The sequence below is a fragment of the Hypericibacter sp. genome, assembly GCF_050729195.1.
GTDB lineage: Bacteria > Pseudomonadota > Alphaproteobacteria > Dongiales > Dongiaceae > Hypericibacter.
Genome location: NZ_JBOHKS010000272.1, coordinates 1 through 18,579, shown reverse-complemented (window position 1 = coordinate 18,579; position 18,579 = coordinate 1). Strand labels below are relative to the sequence as shown.

General features: G+C 67.8%; 16 protein-coding genes. 3 read left to right on the top strand and 13 right to left on the bottom strand.

Going from position 1 to position 18,579, the window contains the following annotated elements; genetic code table 11:
- Window position 1 precedes the first annotated feature (1 nt).
- The 3 genes from ACREE8_RS21965 to purD all read right to left on the bottom strand — a co-directional run bounded on the left by ACREE8_RS21965 (window position 2) and on the right by purD (window position 4,061).
- The gene (locus ACREE8_RS21965) at window positions 2-1,075 is read right to left on the bottom strand and encodes a phosphotransferase (RefSeq protein WP_431575153.1); all 1,074 of its coding nucleotides are present in this window, start codon (window positions 1,073-1,075) and stop codon (window positions 2-4) included.
- A complete protein-coding gene (locus tag ACREE8_RS21960; RefSeq protein ID WP_431575152.1) occupies window positions 1,072-2,667 on the bottom strand; it encodes a phytoene desaturase family protein in 1,596 nt (531 codons plus the stop codon). The genes ACREE8_RS21965 and ACREE8_RS21960 overlap by 4 nt, the downstream gene beginning before the upstream one ends.
- 86 nt (window positions 2,668-2,753) lie before the next feature.
- Entirely contained in the window at window positions 2,754-4,061 is a 1,308-nt protein-coding gene (gene purD / locus ACREE8_RS21955) for a phosphoribosylamine--glycine ligase (RefSeq protein WP_431575151.1), read from the bottom strand.
- Between the two features lie 228 nt (window positions 4,062-4,289).
- Here purD and xseA point away from each other — a divergent pair, with 228 nt between their 5' ends.
- The gene (gene xseA, locus ACREE8_RS21950; RefSeq protein ID WP_431575150.1) at window positions 4,290-5,837 is read left to right on the top strand and encodes an exodeoxyribonuclease VII large subunit; all 1,548 of its coding nucleotides are present in this window, start codon (window positions 4,290-4,292) and stop codon (window positions 5,835-5,837) included.
- Window positions 5,834-6,730 carry a M23 family metallopeptidase gene (locus ACREE8_RS21945; RefSeq protein WP_431575149.1) on the top strand — a complete coding sequence of 299 codons (897 nt, stop codon included), beginning with the start codon at window positions 5,834-5,836 and terminating at the stop codon, window positions 6,728-6,730. Before xseA ends, ACREE8_RS21945 begins: the two co-directional genes overlap by 4 nt.
- An 11-nt stretch (window positions 6,731-6,741) precedes the next feature.
- Here ACREE8_RS21945 and lpxK read toward each other — a convergent pair whose 3' ends face one another.
- From lpxK to ACREE8_RS21900, 9 genes are all read right to left on the bottom strand, one after another.
- A complete protein-coding gene (gene lpxK / locus ACREE8_RS21940; protein ID WP_431575148.1) occupies window positions 6,742-7,716 on the bottom strand; it encodes a tetraacyldisaccharide 4'-kinase in 975 nt (324 codons plus the stop codon).
- Entirely contained in the window at window positions 7,703-9,007 is a 1,305-nt protein-coding gene (locus ACREE8_RS21935) for a 3-deoxy-D-manno-octulosonic acid transferase (RefSeq protein WP_431575147.1), read from the bottom strand. Before ACREE8_RS21935 ends, lpxK begins: the two co-directional genes overlap by 14 nt.
- Window positions 9,004-9,726 (bottom strand): lysophospholipid acyltransferase family protein, encoded by a 723-nt coding sequence (locus tag ACREE8_RS21930; protein ID WP_431575146.1) that lies wholly within the window; start codon window positions 9,724-9,726, stop codon window positions 9,004-9,006. The genes ACREE8_RS21935 and ACREE8_RS21930 overlap by 4 nt, the downstream gene beginning before the upstream one ends.
- Before the next feature lie 10 nt (window positions 9,727-9,736).
- Window positions 9,737-11,530 (bottom strand): ABC transporter ATP-binding protein, encoded by a 1,794-nt coding sequence (locus ACREE8_RS21925; protein ID WP_431575145.1) that lies wholly within the window; start codon window positions 11,528-11,530, stop codon window positions 9,737-9,739.
- A 118-nt stretch (window positions 11,531-11,648) separates the two neighbouring features.
- Window positions 11,649-12,707, bottom strand: a complete 1,059-nt coding sequence (locus ACREE8_RS21920) for a glycosyltransferase family 4 protein (RefSeq protein WP_431575144.1) — start codon at window positions 12,705-12,707, stop codon at window positions 11,649-11,651.
- A 120-nt stretch (window positions 12,708-12,827) separates the two neighbouring features.
- Entirely contained in the window at window positions 12,828-13,826 is a 999-nt protein-coding gene (locus ACREE8_RS21915; protein ID WP_431575143.1) for a glycosyltransferase family 4 protein, read from the bottom strand.
- A gap of 96 nt (window positions 13,827-13,922) precedes the next feature.
- The gene (locus tag ACREE8_RS21910) at window positions 13,923-15,137 is read right to left on the bottom strand and encodes an adenylate/guanylate cyclase domain-containing protein (protein WP_431575142.1); all 1,215 of its coding nucleotides are present in this window, start codon (window positions 15,135-15,137) and stop codon (window positions 13,923-13,925) included.
- A 123-nt stretch (window positions 15,138-15,260) separates the two neighbouring features.
- Window positions 15,261-16,298 carry a glycosyltransferase family 4 protein gene (locus tag ACREE8_RS21905; RefSeq protein WP_431575141.1) on the bottom strand — a complete coding sequence of 346 codons (1,038 nt, stop codon included), beginning with the start codon at window positions 16,296-16,298 and terminating at the stop codon, window positions 15,261-15,263.
- Window positions 16,295-17,074 (bottom strand): UDP-2,3-diacylglucosamine diphosphatase, encoded by a 780-nt coding sequence (locus tag ACREE8_RS21900; protein WP_431575140.1) that lies wholly within the window; start codon window positions 17,072-17,074, stop codon window positions 16,295-16,297. The genes ACREE8_RS21905 and ACREE8_RS21900 overlap by 4 nt, the downstream gene beginning before the upstream one ends.
- A 189-nt stretch (window positions 17,075-17,263) precedes the next feature.
- Here ACREE8_RS21900 and ACREE8_RS21895 point away from each other — a divergent pair, with 189 nt between their 5' ends.
- On the top strand, window positions 17,264-18,190 hold the full coding sequence (locus ACREE8_RS21895) for a diacylglycerol/lipid kinase family protein (protein WP_431575139.1): 927 nt from the start codon (window positions 17,264-17,266) through the stop codon (window positions 18,188-18,190).
- A gap of 38 nt (window positions 18,191-18,228) precedes the next feature.
- Here the strand turns inward: ACREE8_RS21895 and ACREE8_RS21890 are convergent.
- Window positions 18,229-18,579: metallopeptidase TldD-related protein (locus ACREE8_RS21890; protein ID WP_431575138.1), on the bottom strand; the 351-nt coding region annotated here is incomplete at its 5' end.

The window sequence follows — 18,579 nt, the reverse complement described above, 5'->3', positions numbered from 1 at the left end:
ATCAGGGCGCGTCCTGCCCGATCATCGCCGGTGCTTCGGGGAGCCCGATGAGCTCGACCGCCCAGCCGAGGCAAACGGCCAGCTGCAGCCGCTGGATCCAGCGCAGGCGCGGCAATCCCGGTGGCGGCGGCAAATACGCCTTGTCGGCGAAATAGCCGGCGGCGAAAGCGAGCGCAATCTGCTGGTCGCGTTTCGGAAAGCGCAGGCCCAGCGCCCGCTCGAACAGCGCCACTGTCTCGGAAGCGGCCAGGCCGCCTTCGCCCTCGACGCTGGGGGCGAAGAACACCGTGTCGAGCACGACCGGCCCCGTCGTCACATAGGACCAGTCCAGCAGTACGGGCGCGCCGTCGGCACGGAACAGCAGATTGTCCGAGCGCAGATCGAGATGAATGAGCGACGTCGCGCGCTCCGGGGCCGGCTGCAGCAGCTCGCCCGCGGCCGACTGCAGTTCGACCAGACGGGGCAGACTCCGGTCGAACCAGCGCCGCGCCGCCGCCCGGTCGGCGAAGAGGGAGAGGAATCCCTTTTGCGCGTCGGTCGAACGCGCCAGCGCGATCCATCCGGTATCGAGATCGCTCAGATCGATCGCGAGCGAGCGATAGGCGTTGGGGCGTTGCCAGGTCATCGCCAGATCCCGCGCGCGCTCATAGAACACGGCCAGCGATTGCGCGAGGCGCTCAAGCTTGGCGGGGGACCAGGGCAGCGCCTTCTGGGCACCTTCGATGGCCTCGAGAAGGAGGAAGGTCCAGGCATCGACCTCGATCGTGCCGAGATAATCGGGCGCCAGGCCTTTGAGGACGGGTAGCGCCCGATAGCTCTCGATCTCCTGCGCCAGCGAGAGCCGGCCCTCGCGCGTCTGGCCGGGATGGGTGCCTTTGACAAAGGCGTGCCGGCCATCGGCCAGCGTCAGATGGAACGAAGCCGAGGGCGAGTAGCCGCCCCAGGCGATCTCGGCCTCGGCGACGCTGGCGCCCAAAGCGCGTTCGAGCGCAGCGACGGCCGCGGTCGGGACGTCGCTCCAGCGCGGCTTGTTCTCCCGCGCGGCCGGTGGCGCCTCGGTGAAGCGCAGCCTCACAGCCGCCGCCAGTCCTTCAGCACGCGCATCGCGGCATTGCGGCCGGGCGCGCCCGACACGCCGCCGCCCGGATGGGCGCCGGCGCCGCAGAGATAGAGCGCCTTGACCGGTGTGCGGTATTGCGCGGCATCGGGATGGGGCCTGAGCGAGAAGATCTGCCCGGGGTCGAGCTGGCCGTGATAGACGTCGCCGCCGGTGAGCCCGAACACCCGTTCGAGATCCGCAGGGCTGTAGGCGCGCCAGCCCAATACGAGCTTGCGGATATTCGGGATGTAGCGCTCGGTCGTGGCGAGGATGCCCTCGACCGCATCGCCCCGGGCCTGCTCCCAGGACCGGCCGCCCGCAAGCCGATAGGGATAATGCTGCGCCAGGATCGAGAGGATATGGCAGCCCGGCGGCGCCAGGCTCGGATCGGTCGCGGTCGGGATCACCGCATCGAGGATCGGATCGGCGGGCAGCTCGCCACGCTTGGCCGCGCGAAAGGCCTCGTCATAGGCGGCATAGCCCGAGACCATTCGGATGAAAGCGCGATGCTGGGGGCCGATCTCCTGGCCCGGTCGCGATGCGAACTCCGGCACGCCCGAGAGTGCGATATTGATTCGGAACGAGCCGGATGCCATGCGGTAGCTTTGGATGCCGGCGGCGAAATCCGGCGGCAGCCTCTGCTCGCCGACGAGACCGAGGAAGGTTCGTTTGGGATCGGCATTGGACAGAATCGCGCGGGCGCGGATGTCCTCGCCGGATTTGAGACGCACGCCGATGGCGTGGCCTTGCTCGATCAGGATGGTTTCGACCGGCGCGTTGACGCGGATCTCGGCGCCGAAGGATTGCGCGGCCTTCGCCATCGATTGCGTGACCGTGCCCATGCCGCCCTTCGGCAGATGCCAGGCCCCGCGCTCGCCCTCGACCTCGCCGATGCCCAGATGCAGCAGATTGATGGCCGAGCCCGGCTCGTCGAGCGCCACGAAGGCGCCGGCCGTGGCGGTCGCCGCATACATGGTCTTGACCGCGTCGCTGTCGAAATATTTCTCGAGAATGGTGCCCACGGGCGTCAGGAAAAGCTGCAGGAACTGATGGCGCTCGGCCGGCGAGAAGCGCTTGAGGCCACGGCCGAGCCGCAAGCCGCCGAGGAGATCGGCAAGCCCGCCGCCGGAGAGCCGCGGCGGTTCTTCGAGCATCTCGGCGCGCACCAGATCGCCCGCCTTGCGCAGCATCGCGCCCAGCCTCGCCATGGCGTCCCAGTCGCGATTCGAGAAGCGGGCGACCTCCGCGCGGTCGGCATTCTCGTCGCCGGTGAGGAGCAGCGACCTGCCATCGGCAAAGGCGCCGAAGGAGCCGCCCATGCGCAAGGTCTCGAAACCGTGGCGCCTGAGCCCGAGATCCTCGATCACTTCCGGGCGCAGCAGGCTCACCACATAGGCCGCGGCCGAATTGTGGAAGCCCGGATGGAATTCCTCGGTGAGCACGGCGCCGCCCACGACCTCGCGGCGCTCCAGCACCAGCACGCGCTTGCCGGATTTCGCGAGATAGCCCGCGGCGGTCAGGCCGTTATGGCCGGCCCCGATGACGATCGCATCCCATTTTTCGGTCACGGTCGCTCCCCTGGTCTGGACCTTCGACGGCCCCGAATGCCGTTTGAGATTAGAGCGGGTTCAAGGAAGGTCCAGAGTGCCGGACGTCACTTCTCCCGGTCGAGGCCCGCCGATCCGCCGCGCGCGCCCACCGCGCGCCAGCCGATATCGCGGCGGCAGAAGCCTTCCGGCCAGTCGATCTGGTCGACCGCCGCATAGGCGCGAGCCTGGGCCTCGGCGACCGAGCTGCCGAGCGCGCTGATACCCAGCACGCGCCCGCCATTGGCGAGGATGCGCCCGTCGGGGCTTCGCTCCGTGCCGGCATGGAACACCACCACGTCGCGCATCTGCGCGGCGCGCTCGAGGCCCTTGATCTCGGTGCCCTTCTTGTAGGGACCGGGATAGCCTTTGGCCGCCATCACCACGGTGAGCGAGGTCTCGGCCTTCCAGCGCAGATGGAACTTGGCGAGCATGCCGTCGGCCGCCGCGATCAAAGCCGGCAGCAGGTCCGACATCAGCCGCAGGCAGAGCGCCTGGCATTCGGGATCGCCGAAGCGGACATTATATTCGATCAGGCGCGGGCCCTTCGGTCCGATCATGAGGCCGGCGAAGAGCACGCCCGAGAAGGGGCGCCCCTCGGTTTCCATCGCCGCGACCGTCGGCAGGATGATGGTCTTCATCACCTCCGCCGCCATCGCCTCGGTGACCACGGGAGCCGGGGAATAGGCGCCCATGCCGCCGGTGTTGGGGCCGGTGTCGCCTTCGCCCACGGTCTTGTGGTCCTGGGCCGAGGCCAGCGGCAAAGCGGTCTTGCCGTCGACGAGGGCGAAGAAGCTCGCCTCCTCGCCGGCGAGAAACTCCTCGATCACGATCTCGGCCCCGGCGGCGCCGAACTCGCGCGCGGTCAGCATCATGTCGATCGCGGCCTCGGCCTCCCCGACCGACTGCGCCACCACCACGCCCTTGCCGGCGGCGAGCCCGTCGGCCTTGATCACGATCGGCGCCCCTTGCGCCCGCGCATAGGCCTTGGCAGGGGCGGCCTCGGTGAAGCGTTTGAACGCGCCGGTCGGGATGCCGTATTTGGCGCAAAGCTCCTTGGTGAAGGATTTGGAGCCTTCGAGGGCGGCCGCCTTGGCGGAGGGGCCGAAGGTCTTGATCCCGGCGGCGCGGAGCTTGTCGGCCAGGCCCGCCACCAGCGGCGCCTCGGGGCCGACCACGACGAAATCGATCCGGTTGTCGCGGGCGAAGGCGACCAGCTTGTCGAGCTCGTCCGCCTTGATCGGCACGCATTCTGCCTCGGACGCGATGCCGGCATTGCCCGGCGCGCAATAGAGCTTGTCGCAAAGCGGCGAGGCCGCGATCGCCCAGCACAGCGCATGCTCGCGCCCGCCCGATCCGACCACCAATATCCGCATCGCGATTCCTCCATCGTTGTTCCGAGTCGGCTGCCACCCCTCCCCCTACCCCCCTCCCGCAAGGGAAGGGGGCGGAGTTTAGCAGAACCCCCTCGCTCTATCCGCCGCCGCGCCCGAAGCTCTGAAGTAGAGCGAAGCGATCACATTAACTTAGGGGGTAGGGGGAGGGGTCGTGCAGCAACGCGCTGCCGCTCCCGCCGGCGCGGGTTCTTAGCATAGAATGGGGGCATGAGCGAAAGCCGGACCCCGGCGGGCGAGACCCGCCTGCATAACCTGCCCGAATACAGCGTCTCGGAGATCAGCCGCGCCGTGAAATCGACGCTGGAGGAGAATTTCCAGCGCATCCGCGTGCGCGGCGAGGTGTCGAAGCCGAATTATCACGGCTCGGGCCATCTCTATTTCAGCCTCAAGGACGAGGACGCGGTGATCGACGCGGTCTGCTGGCGCGGCACGGTCGGGCGGCTCAAGCTCAAGATCGAGCATGGCATGGAGCTGATCGCCACGGGCCGCATCAGCTCCTATCCGGGCAGCTCCAAATACCAGATCATCATCGACTCGGTGGAGCTGGCGGGCGAGGGCGCGCTGCTCAAGCTCCTGGAGGAGCGGCGCAAGAAGCTCGCGGCCGAGGGGCTGTTCGACGAGGCGCGCAAGAAGCCCCTGCCGATGCTCCCCGCCGTGATCGGCGTCGTCACCTCGCCGACCGGCGCCGTCATCCGCGACATCCTGCATCGCCTCGCTGATCGTTTCCCGCGGCCGGTGCTGCTCTGGCCCGTTGCGGTGCAGGGCGAGGGCGCGGCCGAGCAGGTCGCGGCCGCCATTCGCGGATTCAACGCGCTGCTGCCCGGCGGCAAAGTGCCGCGCCCCGATCTCATCATCGTCGCGCGCGGTGGCGGCAGCCTCGAGGATCTCTGGGCCTTCAACGAGGAGATCGTGGTCCGCGCGGTCGCGGCCGGCACGATCCCGCTCATTTCCGCGATCGGTCATGAAACCGACACGACCCTGATCGATTTCGTTTCCGACCGGCGGGCGCCGACGCCGACCGCGGCGGCGGAGATGGCGGTCCCCGTCCGCTCGGAGCTCATGGCGGCGATTGCCGAGAACGGTCATCGCCTCGCCCGCGCTGTCGCTCGCGACCTCGCCCATCGGCGCACGGAGGTTCAGGGCCTGGCGCGCGGCCTGCCCGAGCCGCGCCGCCTGATCGAGGAGAAGACCCAGCAGCTCGATGGCTGGATCGAGCGGCTCAAGGGGGCCGAGCGCGGATTCTTCGCCGAGCGCCAGCGTCAGGTCGCGACCCTGGCCGCACGGCTGGTGACGCCGGGCGAGATGATCCGGCGCAAATCGCAGGAGCTGGCCCATGGCGCGACCCTGCTGAAGAACGCGATGGCGGCTTTCGCCGCGAAGAAAGAACGCGGGCTCGATCGCATCGCCGCGGGGTTGCGGCCGGCGCTGGTGACCGAGCTGATCGCGCGCCGCCGCCTGGCGCTGGACGGGCTCGCCAGGCTGCTCGACGGGCTTTCCTATGAGAGCGTGCTGCAACGGGGTTTCGTGCTGGTGCGCGATGCCGCCGAGCGGCCAGTGACGCAAGCCGCGGCCGTCGCCGCCGGCATGAAGCTGACCCTCACCTTCGGCGACGGCACCGTGCCGGCGATCGCCGAAGCCGGCGGCCGAACGACCTCGCGCGCCGCAAAAGCCGCAACGCCCGCCGAATCGCCCTCTTCATCCAAACCCAAGAAAGGCGGGCCCAAGGACAGCGGCCCGCAAGGCTCACTGCTATGACATTCGACCGCTCGCGCCGGCTCTGGCTCAAAGGGAGTGCTGCGCTCGGCGCCGCCTGGGCGCTGGGCGTGCGCCGTGGGCTCGCGGCCGCGCCTGCGACGATCGAGGGGCATATGACCCAGGGTGGGCTGCTCTTTGGTCATGCCGAGCCCGGTTCTCGCGTCTGGCTCGATGGGGCCAGCATCCTGGTTTCGCCGGCGGGCGAGTTCCTGTTGGGCTTCAATCGCGATGCGCCGCCGGAGGCCAAGGTCCGGATCGAGCATGCCGATCATTCGGTCGAAGAGCGAACCCTCGCGATCACGCAGCGCACCTATGAGGAGCAGCGGATCAATGGGCTGCCGCAGAACACGGTGACGCCCAACGCCGACGAGCAGGCCAAGATCGCGGCCGACCAGGAGAAGATCAACGTCGCGCGGATTCCGCAATCGACGGTCGCCTGGTACGCGCATGGCTTCGACTGGCCGGCGCTGGGTCCGATCTCCGGCGTCTATGGCTCGGTGCGGATTCTGAACGGCGTGCCGCGCAATCCGCATTACGGCGTCGATGTTGCCGCGCCCGAAGGCACGCCGGTCAAGAGCCCGGCCGACGGCATCGTCCGGCTCGCCGAGACCGGCATGCTGCTCACCGGCGGCACCGTCATCATCGAGCATGGCCAGGGCCTGACCTCGATCCTGATCCATATGTCGGCGGTGCTGGCGCATCCCGGCTTGTTCGTTTCCAAAGGCACCGTCATCGGCCGCATCGGCCATACCGGCCGCGCCACGGGTCCGCATGTCCATTGGGGCATGAACTGGCGCGATGTGAAGCTCGATCCGCAGCTGCTGGTGCTGCCCATGCCGGCGAGTGCCGCGATGGTGAGTTCCTCGAAGACACCGACCGCGACCGGCGAATGACGGCGGCCGTGTCAGCGCGTGAGGACGGGTTTCAGTAATTGGTCCAGCGCCGCTTCATCCTCGAAGCGCAGCAGGATATCGAGCGGCGTCAACCCGGCACGGAAGTCGGGATGGACGCGCACCCAGTCCTTGCGGGTGGTGAGCAGACCGGCGTTGAGCGCGCTCGCGTCGGCGCGGAGCCGGTCGAGCTCCTTCTCGCTGTAGCGGTGATGGTCGGGGAACTCGCGCCAGCCCGCGAGATCGAGCCCCATCTCCTCGATCGTGCGGCGGAATTTCTCCGGCGCGCCCAGGCCGCAAAAGGCGAACCAGCGCCGGCCCTTCACATTCTGGGGATGGGTCGGCTCGATCCGCGCTTTCAGCAGCGGCAGGCCTGCCGGCAGGCGCTGTGCGACGCCGGCCTCGTCCGGGCCGATGATGACGGCGAGCTGGCAGCGGGCTGCGGCCTTCGCCACCGGCTCGCGCAAAGGCCCCGCCGGCAATTGCCAGCCATTGCCGAAGCCCGAGATGCCGTCGACCGTCAGGATGGAGAAATCCTTGGCGATCGTGCCGTTCTGCAGCCCGTCATCGAGCAGCACGACTTCAGCGCCATCCTGCGCCGCGGCCGCCACGCCGGCGGCGCGGTTGCGCGCCAGCCAGACCGGCGAGGATTGCGTCAGCACCAGGGTTTCGTCGCCGACCTCGGTCGCCAGATGGCGCGCCGGGTCGACCCGCAAGGGTCCGCGCTCGCTGCCGCCATAGCCGCGCGTGACGATATGAACCCGCCGCCCCTGCTGGCGCAGCCGCTGGGCCAGCGCAAAAGTGAGAGGCGTCTTGCCGGCGCCCCCCACGGTCGCGGCCCCCACGCAGATCACGGGCACCCGCGCGCGATGCGGCTTGGCACCGGCCTGACGAAGGAGAAATCCCAGGCGATAGAGGACGGCGGCGGGTGCCAGCAGCGCCGGAAGGATGATCGATGCGCCGCGCCGCCAGAATCTAGGGGATGACATGAGGGTCCTTCGCGGTTTCGAGCGCCCGCAGGATCGGCGCCAGGGCGACGAGGCTGCGATCGAGAACTTGCGCCTCGGCCTGTGCGAAACGCTGGGCTGTCGAAGCGAGTTCCGAACGCGCGGCGGGATCGCCGAGCAGGGAGATCGCCTGCGACGCCAGGCTTCCCGCGTCGGGCAGGATCCGGCAGCCGCCCGCTTCCGCCAGGCGCCCATAGAGATCGGCGAAATTGCCGATATGGGGGCCGGTCAGGATCGCGCGGCCCACCAGCGCCGGCTCGATCGGATTATGGCCGCCCTTGTCGACGAGCGATCCGCCCATGATCACGAGATCCGCCAGCCGGAACCACAGCCCCATCTCGCCCAGACTGTCGGCGAGATAGATCCGGTCCTTGGGGCCGGGCAACCCGCCCAGGGAGCGGCGGCGCAGCTTGCCGCCCAAGGCCAGCAGCGGTCGCAATTCCGGGAGAAGGATGTCGCCCCGGGTCGGATGGCGCGGCGCCACCAGCAGCAGCGGCGCGATCTCGCCGGTCAGATGCGGCGCCAAGGCCATCGCAACCAACTGCTCCTCCGGATCATGACTGCTGGCCAGCAGGATGACCGGGCGCCCGGCGATGGAGGCCTTGAACCGCGCGAACTCCGTTTCGTCGCAGGCCGGCATGGCGGCCGCGGCCTTGAGATTGCCGGTGGCGACGGCATGGCGCGCGCCCAGGCTCGCGAAGCGTTGCCGTTGCGTCTCGTCGATGGCGGCGATCACGGTGAAGGAACCGAGGAGCTGGCGGGCGAAGCCGCGCAACCAGCGCCAGCGCCGGAAGGAGCGTTCGGAGAGCCGGCCATTGACCAGCGCCAGGGGCAGGGCCCGCGCCTTGGCGGCCAGCAGCAGATTGGGCCAGAGCTCGGAATCGACGATCACGCCGGCATCGGGCCGCCAGTGGTCGAGAAAGCACTCGACCCAGGCCCGGCGGTCCAGCGGCAGATATTGCTGGATGGCGCCCGGCGGCAGCGACGTCGCGAGCAAGGCCGCGGCGCTCATCGTGCCGCAGGTGACGAGCAGCTGCAACCCGGGCCGGCGTTGGCGCAGGGCCGCGATCAAGGGCAGCAGCGACTGGGTCTCGCCGATGCTGGCGCCATGCAGCCAGAGCAAGGTCCCGGCAGGCCGCGCGACCCGCGTCTCGCCCCTGCGTTCGCCAAGCCGGCTCTTGTCTTCCTTGCCGAGGGTGGCGCGATGCTCGAGATGGCGATCGAGCCAGGGGCCGGCGAGATCGGTTGCGGCACGATAGAGGGTTACGATCATCGGGCGGGCTCCGCGATGGCGGGAGATGCTGCCGGCTCGATCGGGGCATGGCCCATGCGCCGGTCGCAGTCGGCGGAAAGCTCGTTGAGCGCCCGTTCGAGCGCCAGGCGCGCGGCTTCGATCGTGGCCACATCGGCATCGCGCGGCACCCGGATCGGCGCGCCGACGCGATAGATGCCGCGCCCGAAGGGCAGAGGCAGGAGGAAGCGGTCCCAGGAGCCGAAGACATGCCGGCGGCTGGTGGCGACGGCGCTGGGCAGGATCGGCACCCCGGTCAGGGCCGCGAGATGGATCGTGCCGGCGGCCGCCTGCATGCGCGGTCCCCGCGGCCCGTCGGGGGCGATCGAGACGATGCCGCCCCTGCTCAATTGAGCCCGGCATTGAAGCATTGCCGCCTCGCCGCCGCGCCGGGTCGAGCCGTCGACGATGGAAAGCCCCAGGCGCTCGATCATGCGGGCCACCAGACGGCCGTCGCGATGGGTGGAGATCAGCACCGCGGCCGCGCGCGCCTCGCGATGGCAGAGCGGCATCATGGCGAGGCGCCCATGCCAGAAGCAGAAGATGACGGGCTTGCCCTCGGCCCTGAGGGCTTCGAGCGTGCCGAAACCTTCGCGTTGCCAGCGCGTGGTCCAGCCGACGATGCGGATATAGAGCGCAAGGAAACACGCAAGGGGCACCTGGATCAGTTCCGAAGCCAGCAGCCGGCGGGAGATTCGCATCGTGCGGGGCTCAGCCTTGGGCCTGGCGCCGGCGCTCGGCCGGCAAGGGCTCGGACGCCGGTCCATCGTCGGCGTCGACCGTCGTGTCGCGGAACTGCAGCGCATGGAGCCGCGCGTAAGTCCCGCCCAGCGCCAGGAGCTCCGGATGCGGGCCGGTCTCGACCACGCGGCCCTGGTCCAGCACATAGATGCGGTCGGCGGCGGCGACCGTCGCCAGCCGATGGGCGATCACCAGCGTGGTGCGCCCGCGCATCAGCCGGGCCAGCGCCGTCTGTACGGCGCGTTCGCTTTCAGGGTCGAGATTCGAGGTGGCTTCGTCGAGCAGCAGGATCGGGGCATTGCGCAGCATGGCGCGCGCGATGGCGATGCGCTGGCGCTGGCCGCCGGAAAGCTTGGCGCCGCGCGGGCCCACCATCATGTCGAGCCCCTGCGGCAAGGTCTCGATGAACTCCCAGGCCTGGGCCGCGCGCGCCGCCTCAATCACCTCGGCCTCCGAGGCCTCGGGCCGGCCATAGAGGATGTTGGCGCGGATGCTGTCGTCGAACAGCAGCACATCCTGGCTGACCAGCGCGATCGACCGGCGCAGCGAGGCCAGGGTCAGCTCGCGGACATCCTGCCCGTCGAGCGTGACGCGGCCCGATTGCGGATCGAAGAAGCGCGGGATCAGATTGAACACCGTGGATTTGCCGGCGCCGGAGGGTCCCACCAGCGCAATGGTGGCACCCGCCGGTACGTCGATATCGACGCCGGCAAGCGCCGGCCTCTCGGCAGCACCTTCATAGGCGAAGCCGACCTGCTCGAGGCGGATGGCGCCGCCTTGCAGGTTGAGCGGCCTGGCGCCGGGGCGGTCGACGATGGCCGGTTCCAGGTCAATCATGGCGAAGATGCGATCGGCGGCGGCGAGGCCTGCCTGCATCGCGGCGTTGAGATTGGCGAGACGCTTCAGCGGCTCATAGGCCAGGAGCAGCGCGGTGATGAAGGAGAAGAAGGTCCCGGGCGTGCGCAGGCCCGCGATCACCTGATGGCCGCCATAGAGCATGACGGCGACGATCGCGAGGCCGCCCAGCACCTCCATCACGGGCTGCAGTGCCGAGCGGCTGCGTCCCGATTTGAGCTGCAGCTGGAACAGGCGATCGACCGCTTCGTCGGCGCGCGCGATCTCGGTCCGCTCCATGCCATAGGCCTTGACCTGGCGGGCACCATGGAAGACCTCGTCGAGGAGCGTGGCGAGGCCGCCGGTCTGCTGCTGCGTCCCGCGGGCGAGCCGGCGCACCCGCCGCCCCACGCGCGCGATCGGCAGCACGGCCAGCGGAAAGGCGACGAAGGCGATCAGCGCCAGCAGCCAATCCTGGTAGAACATCAAGGCGACCAGCCCGACCAGGGTCAGCGCATCCTTGCCGACATTGGTCAGGAGCGTGGAGAGCGCGTCGCGCAGCTGCGCGCAGTCATTGATGACGCGCGCGATCAGATCGCCGGGCGAGCGGTCATGGAAGAAGACCAGATCGGCACCGACCACATGGCGGAACAGGCGCTTCTGCAGGCCCGATACGATGGCGAGACCCATGCGGGTCATCAGCACCGACTGGCCGAAGCTGGCGAAACCCTTGACGACGAAGATGGCGAAGGTGCCGGCCGCGACCATCTGCAGGGCCGCCATGTCGCGCGCGCCGAAGACACGGTCGAGGATGGCCTGCATCTGCCAGGCAAGGGCCGCGGTCGTGGCCGAGACGATCGCCATGCAGATCAGCGCTGCGATCAGCCGCGGCAACTCGGGCCGGACATGATCGGCCAGGAGACGGCGCATGGGCGAGGCGGGCGCCTTGCCGGCCTTGGGCAGGGCTGAGGGGGAAGAATCGGTCGGGTTCTTCATACGGCCGGCAGGATAGCACGGCCTCTGGAAGGTTCTGACCGCCCGATTTTCGTCAGTTAAGGAGATCCGGCGCGTCGCCCGGCCGTTCCTGCGCCGCGACAGAGCCCTTGAGCGGCGCCAGGTTGGCCAGGAAATCGCGTGCCGACCGGGCCCAGGAGAATCGCATCGCATAGGCCCGGCAATGGGCCGGATCGATCTTGCGCGCGGCCTCGATCGCCTTGCCCAGATCCTCGTCGAGCACGCCGGCGCCGCCGTCGGCGATCACCTCGTTGGGGCCCGTGACCGGAAAGGCCGCGACGGGCACGCCCGCCGCCAGCGATTCCATCATCACCAGACCCAGCGTGTCGGTGCGGCTGGGGAACACGAAGACGTCGGCGGCGGCATAGTACTTCGCCAGTTCCTCGCCCTGCTTGACGCCGACAAAATGAACCGCGGGGAACTGCTTCTGCAGCCGGGCGCGTTCCGGCCCGTCGCCCACCACCAGCTTGCTGCCGGGCAGGTCGAGCCTGAGGAAGGCTTCCAGGTTCTTCTCGATCGTGACCCGCCCGACATTGAGATGGATCGGCCGCGGCAGATCGAGAAAGCCCTTTTCGCGCGGACGGAAGAGCTCGGCGTCGGTGCCCGCCTGCCAGAGCCTGAGATTGTTGCCGAAGCCCCGTGCCTTCAACTCATCGATGATGCCGTCGCTCGGGACCATGAGGCAGCGCGAGATCTTGTGGAATACATGCAGCGTGGCGAAGGTCTTCGCCATCGGCACGCCGAAGCGCGCCTGCATATATTCGGGCGACTTCGTCACATAGGAACTGGTGAAGGGGATGTTCCGGCGCCCCAGGATGTTCCGGGCGGCGACGCCGACCGGCCCCGCGGTCCAGAGATGGATCGCGTCGGGTCGGGCCGCCAGCATCATCGGGCCGATGGTCTTTTCCGGCGAGAGCGCCACGATCACTTCGGAATCGCCCGGGAAGGGGATCGTCTGGAATCGCCGCGGGCCGATCACCACGACCTCATGGCCCATGATCTCGAGCTGCCGGTCGATCTGCTCGATCATGCGCACCGTCCCATTGACGGTCGGGTGCCAGAGATCCGTTACGGCGAGGATTCGCAAAAGCACACACTCTCGAGGCTGATGAGAGGAAGAGGCCGGATATCCGTTCGCAGCGGGCGCATCTTAGCCATCTGTGGTCGGGCCTGCCATGGCGGGCGCCGGTCCTTAACCATGGATGTCCGAGCCTTAATGTTTTGTTGCGAGCAGTTCCCGGAAACGATGCGCGGATCTTTCCCAACTGAAGGCCAGGGCATGGTTGCGGGCTCGTTCGCGAGGAATGGCCAGGGCGCCTTCAACGGCGCGACCCAGATCCTCGTCGAGCACGCCGGCGCCACTATCGGCAATGATGTCCCGGGGACCCGCAACAGGAAAGGCCGCGACTGGAAGGCCCGAGGCCAGCGCCTCCAGAATCACCAGGCCGAAAGTGTCGGCCCTGCTCGGAAAGACGAACAGGTCGGCGCTGGCATAGAACCTCGCCAGCGCTTCGCCTTCCTGCGTCCCCGGGAACAGCACTCGAGGATAGCGCTGCTTGAATTCCTCGAGCATGGGGCCCGCGCCGATCATGATCTTGCTGCCGGGCAGGTCGAGGTCGAGAAAGGCCCCCAGGTTCTTCTCCGCCGAAATTCGGGCGACGCAAAGGTGGATCGGACGAGGCAAGTCGAGCGGCGCGCGCCACCGCGGATGAAATCGCTCGGTGTCGACGCCGAAGGGCCAGACATGGAGGTTCTGAAAGCCTCTCGCCTTCAGCTCCCCGGCGATACTGTCGGTCGGCACCAGGACGCGGGTCGAGGGAATGTGGAACTGGCGCAATTTCGCAAAGAGCGGCTCCGGCGACGTCCCGAAGCTCATCTGGGCGAACTCCGGCAGCTTTGTCAGATAAGAGCTGGTGAAGGAGCGACGCTTCTTGAGGCACCACCTGCGAGCGGCGAAACCCACGGTCCCCTCGGTCGCGATATGAAGGGCCTCGGGCGCAAACGCTTCGATCATGGGTCCGATGGTTGCCACGACATTGTCGGCAAGGCGGACGGTGGGACCGAGGAAAGACGGGCTGGTCTGGAAGCGATCGGGCCCCACGACCTCGACCGTCTCGCCTTGCGCCTGCAATTCGGCCACCAGGCTGTGAAGCATCCGCTCCACCCCATGATGCATCGGCAGCCAGAGATCGGTGGCGATGAGGATGCGCAAGGGGCGCCGACCCGCTTCAGGAGATGACGATCGAGACTGTGACCATCGATGCTAGCAGTCCCGGCGGATGGGGGAACATAATCCTTTCGGAGGTGGCTATATCAAACTCGGGTCGAGGGTGAAGAGCTCCTGGGCCCGGCTGACGCCCCGCAGCGCGTAGCGGCCGACCGAGACGAGATCGGCCCGTTCGGCCGCCGGTGCCGCCGCCGCGAAGGCATCGGACAGCAGGACGCTGCGGTCGACCTGGCGGCACATCGAGGCGATCCGGCTGACCTCGTTGACGGCCGGCCCGACCACGGTGAAATCGAGCCGTTCGTCGCTGCCGATATTGCCATAAAAGACTTCGCCGATATGGAGGCCGAGATAGACCGAGGTCACCGGGCGGTTCTCGGCCGCGCGGCGCTGGTTGAGCGCCATGAGATTGCGCCGCAGGCTTTGGGCGGCGCGCAGCGCGCTGCGGCAGGCGTCCCCCGGGTCCTCGGCCTTGAAGATGGCCAGCGTGCCGTCGCCGATCAGTTTCAGCACGTCGCCGCCGGCCTCATGGATCGCGGCGATGACCAGCTCCGCATAGTCGTTGAGGAAGGGAATGATCTCGGCCGGTGCGGCGCTGTCGGCGATCGCCGTATAGCTGTGCAGATCGGAAAACCAGAGCACCGCGCTGATCCGGTCGGCGACGCCGCGGGAAATGCGGCCGCTCAGCACGCGCAGGCCCGCATCGCGACCGAGATAGACCTCGACCAGCGTGCTGGCGATCCGGGCCAGGGATCCGCATTTGATCGCGAGCGCCAGCGCCGGCACGAGACGGCGCAGGGCCACGAGATCATCCGCCTCGAAGCCTCCGGGCCGGCGCGTGACCCAGGAGGAATAGACGCAATCCATGCCGCCGATGAAACCGTCGCGGGCAAGCCGATGGATCATGGCGACATAATCCGTGTGACCCTCGGCCTTCAGCGTGTCGAGCATCGAGAAATCCGTGGGCTCGCCATGGCCGATCCGGCGGCGAACCTCGTCGGTATCCGTCGTCAGCAGGTGGTGGAAGGCGGTCCTCTGCCAATCGGCCGCCGCCGCCCCCTCATCGGTGCGGCCATATTCCACGAGGCTCTTCTCTTCGATGCCGTCGTTGCGCCAGCGAAAGGCGCAACCCTCATAGATCGGGTGCAGCGTGTCGATGAGGGCGATGGCGCGGGAAAGCTCCAGCCCCGCCGCCTGGCAGCGCTCGCAGAAGCCCTGCAGCAACGCGTCTTCCGCGGTGCCGGCGAGGCCGCCGGCAATGAGCCACGCCTTGATTCGATGGAGGTCGCTGTCGTCCATAAGCCCATTCTGCGGCAATCGCGGGCGGCGACCAGCGAAAAATCTCCGTTCATGGCTTTCCTCTCCACCACGAAGTGGGGGAGAGATGCTATGGGGCGGGCGGAGAGGAAAGAAGACCGACCCTCACGCCGCGAGATTGCCCAGGAACTGGCGGGCGGAGGCGGCCCAGGAATATTCCAGGGCCAGGTCGCGGCAGCGCACCGGATCGATCGCGCGGGCCGCTTCGACCGCCTTGCCCAGGTCGAGATCGAGGGCGCCGGCGCCGCTGCCATTGATCACGTCGAGTGGGCCCGGCACGGGATAGGCCGCGACCGGGAGGCCCGAGGCGAGGGCTTCCAGCAGCACGAGGCCGAAGGTGTCGGTGCGGCTGGGGAAGACGAAGAGGTCGGCCGCCGCGTAGTAGCGCGCCAGCTCCTCGCCATGCTTCTCGCCGGCGAAATGCGCATCCGGGTAGGCCCGCTTCAACTCATGCAGCTGCGGCCCGTCGCCCACCACCAGCTTGCTGCCGGGCAGATCGAGCTCGAGGAAGGCCTCGATGTTCTTCTCGACGGCGACGCGGCCGACATAGAGATGGATCGGCCGCGGCAGGTTGAGGAATTCCTTCTCGCGCGGCCGGAACATCTCGGTATCGACGCCGCGCGACCAGCGCCGGATATTGTGGAAGCCATGCGCGATCAGCTCGTTGGCGATGCTGTCGGTCGCCACCATCACGCTGGTCGAGGGCGCATGGAAGCGGCGCACCACGGCATAGCTCCAGGCCAGCGGCACCGCGCAGCGCGCGCGCACATATTCCGGGAACTTGGTGTGGTAGGCGGTGGTGAAGGGATGGTCGTGGCGCAGGCACCAGCCCCGCGCCGCCCGGCCGATCGGGCCTTCGGTCGAGATATGGATGCAGTCCGGGCGGAAATTCTCGATCGTGCGTGCGACGCGCCGGCCCGGCATCAGCGCCAGGCGAATCTCGGGATAGGTGGGGCAGGGCACCGTGCGGAAGCGGTCGGGCCCGACCACCTCGAGTTGGTGGCCTTGCGCTTCCAACTCATGGGTGACGCGGCCCAGCGTGCGCACCACGCCATTGACCTGGGGGCGCCAGGCGTCGGTCGCAATGAGGATGCGAAGGGAACGTGTGAGGGGTGGGTGCAATTCGCCGATCCGCCGCATCATGCCAGTTCGAGCATGGAGGCCTGCCGGACCTCGGCCCAATTGACGATCTCGAGCCGCCCGTCCCAATGCTCCACCAGCGCGGTGCAGCTCTCGACCCAGTCGCCATCATTGCAATAGAGCACGCCGTCGATGGTGCGGATCTCGGCCTTGTGGATATGGCCGCAGACGACGCCATCGACGCCGCGCCGGCGCGCTTCCTCGGCGACCGCGCGCTCGAAATCGTCGATATATTTGACCGCGTCCTTGACGCGCTGCTTGAGATAGGCCGAGAGCGACCAGTAGGGATAGCCCATCTGACGGCGCGCGATATTGAACCAGTGATTGGCGCGCAGCATCCAGTTGTAGGCCCAGTCGCCCATCAGCGCCAACCACTTGGCATATTTCACGATGCCGTCGAAATCGTCGCCATGGATGACCAGCAGCTTCCGGCCATCGGCGGTCTCGTGCATCGTCTCGTTCAGCACGGTGATGCCGCCGAACTGCAGCTCGGAATAGTCGCGCAAGGGCTCGTCGTGATTGCCCGGGACATAGATGACGCGCGTCCCTTTGCGCGCCTTGCGCAGGATCTTCTGCACCACATCGTTATGACTCTGACGCCAATACCAGGCGCGCCGGAGGCGCCAGCAATCGATGATGTCGCCGACGAGGTAGAGGAATTCCGATTCGTTATGTCTGAGAAAATCGACCAGGAACTCGGCTTTGCATCCGCGGGTGCCGAGATGGATATCCGAGATGAAAATCGCGCGATAACGATGCGACGCGCGCGCTTGATTCATGAGCGACTCTCGGTTCCTAAGCGTCTGGTCAACGAATCACGTTTCTCTTTCTGTCGCATGCCTCTACCGCTTTATCTTCTGGCATTACAAGAAAGAACCTGTATATTGCGCGCCGCTCCAATAAAAATTCACCACTGCGTCATAAATCATCAATAGAACTGACTCGAACACCCGGATTGTGACCCCGCGATGACATTGGCAGCTCCCCTCGCAAGCAGCATCGACAGCAACGATCGGACGCTGCTGGTGATTTTCAACCCGACCGCGGGCGGACGCCGCCGGCGCCGTCTCGACGCGGCGCTGGCGGCGCTCGAGCATCGCGGCTGGGATTGCGAGTTGCTGGAGACGCAGGCGCGCGGCGATGCCGAGGCCCTGGCGCAGAGTGCCTCGAGCGATTCGAAGGCGACGCGGCTGCTGATCGCGGGCGGCGACGGGACCATCAACGAGGCGGTCAATGGCGCGCTCAAGGCGGGCGCGCGGCTGCCGGTCGGGATCATCCCGCTGGGCACCGCCAATGTGCTGGCGGCCGAGCTGGGCATGATGGATATGGGCGAGGCGGTCGACGCGGCCGCCGCGGGCGTCATGCGGACGATCTGGCCCGGCATCGCCAATGGCCGGCACTTCGTGATGATGGCGGGGGCCGGCTTCGACGCCCATGTGGTCGCCAATGTCGATGGCGCGCTCAAGAAGAAGATCGGCAAGCTCGCCTATGTCGCGACCATGATCCGTCTCGCCTTCCGCTTTCCCTTCCCGCTCTATCGCGTGCGGATCGACGGGGTGTGGCATGAGGCCGCCTCGGTCGTGGTCTCGAAGGGCCATTACTACGGCGGCCGCTTCGTGCTGGCACCGCAGGCACGGCTCGACAAGCCCGAGTTCCAGGTCTGCCTCTTCACCAAGGGTGGACGCTGGAACCTGATCCGCTATGCGCTGGCGTTGCCGCTGGGTCTGTTGCCGAAGCTGAAGGACATCAAGCTGATCGCCGCGCGCGAGGTCCTGATCGAGGGACCGGAGAACGATCCGGTGCAGGGCGACGGCGACGTGATCGCGCATCTGCCGGTGACGATCCGCCTGGCAGAGAAGCCGCTGACGGTGATGGTGCCGCCGGCGCGGGGCTAGTCTCGCGAGGTTTCTATCGACCTCGCTGCTGATGATCCCTATTTCCCCGCGATCGTCATTCCGTCGACGCGCGTGGTCGGCGCGTCGGTGCCGTATTCGAACTCGAGGTCGTTCGCGGGCTCGAGATTCAGGAACATGTCCTTGAGATTGCCGGCGATGGTGACCTCGCTCACCGGATAGGCGATTTCGCCCTTCTCGATCCAGAAGCCCGAGGCGCCGCGGCTGTAATCGCCGGTGAGGCCGTTGACGCCGAAGCCCATCAGGTCGGTGACGAAGAAGCCGCGATTGATGTCGCCGATGAGCTGAGCCGGCGTTTTCTCGCCGGGGCTCAGGCTGAGATTGGTGGGCGAGGGCGAGGGCGGCGAGGAGGTGCCGCGCGAGCCATGGCC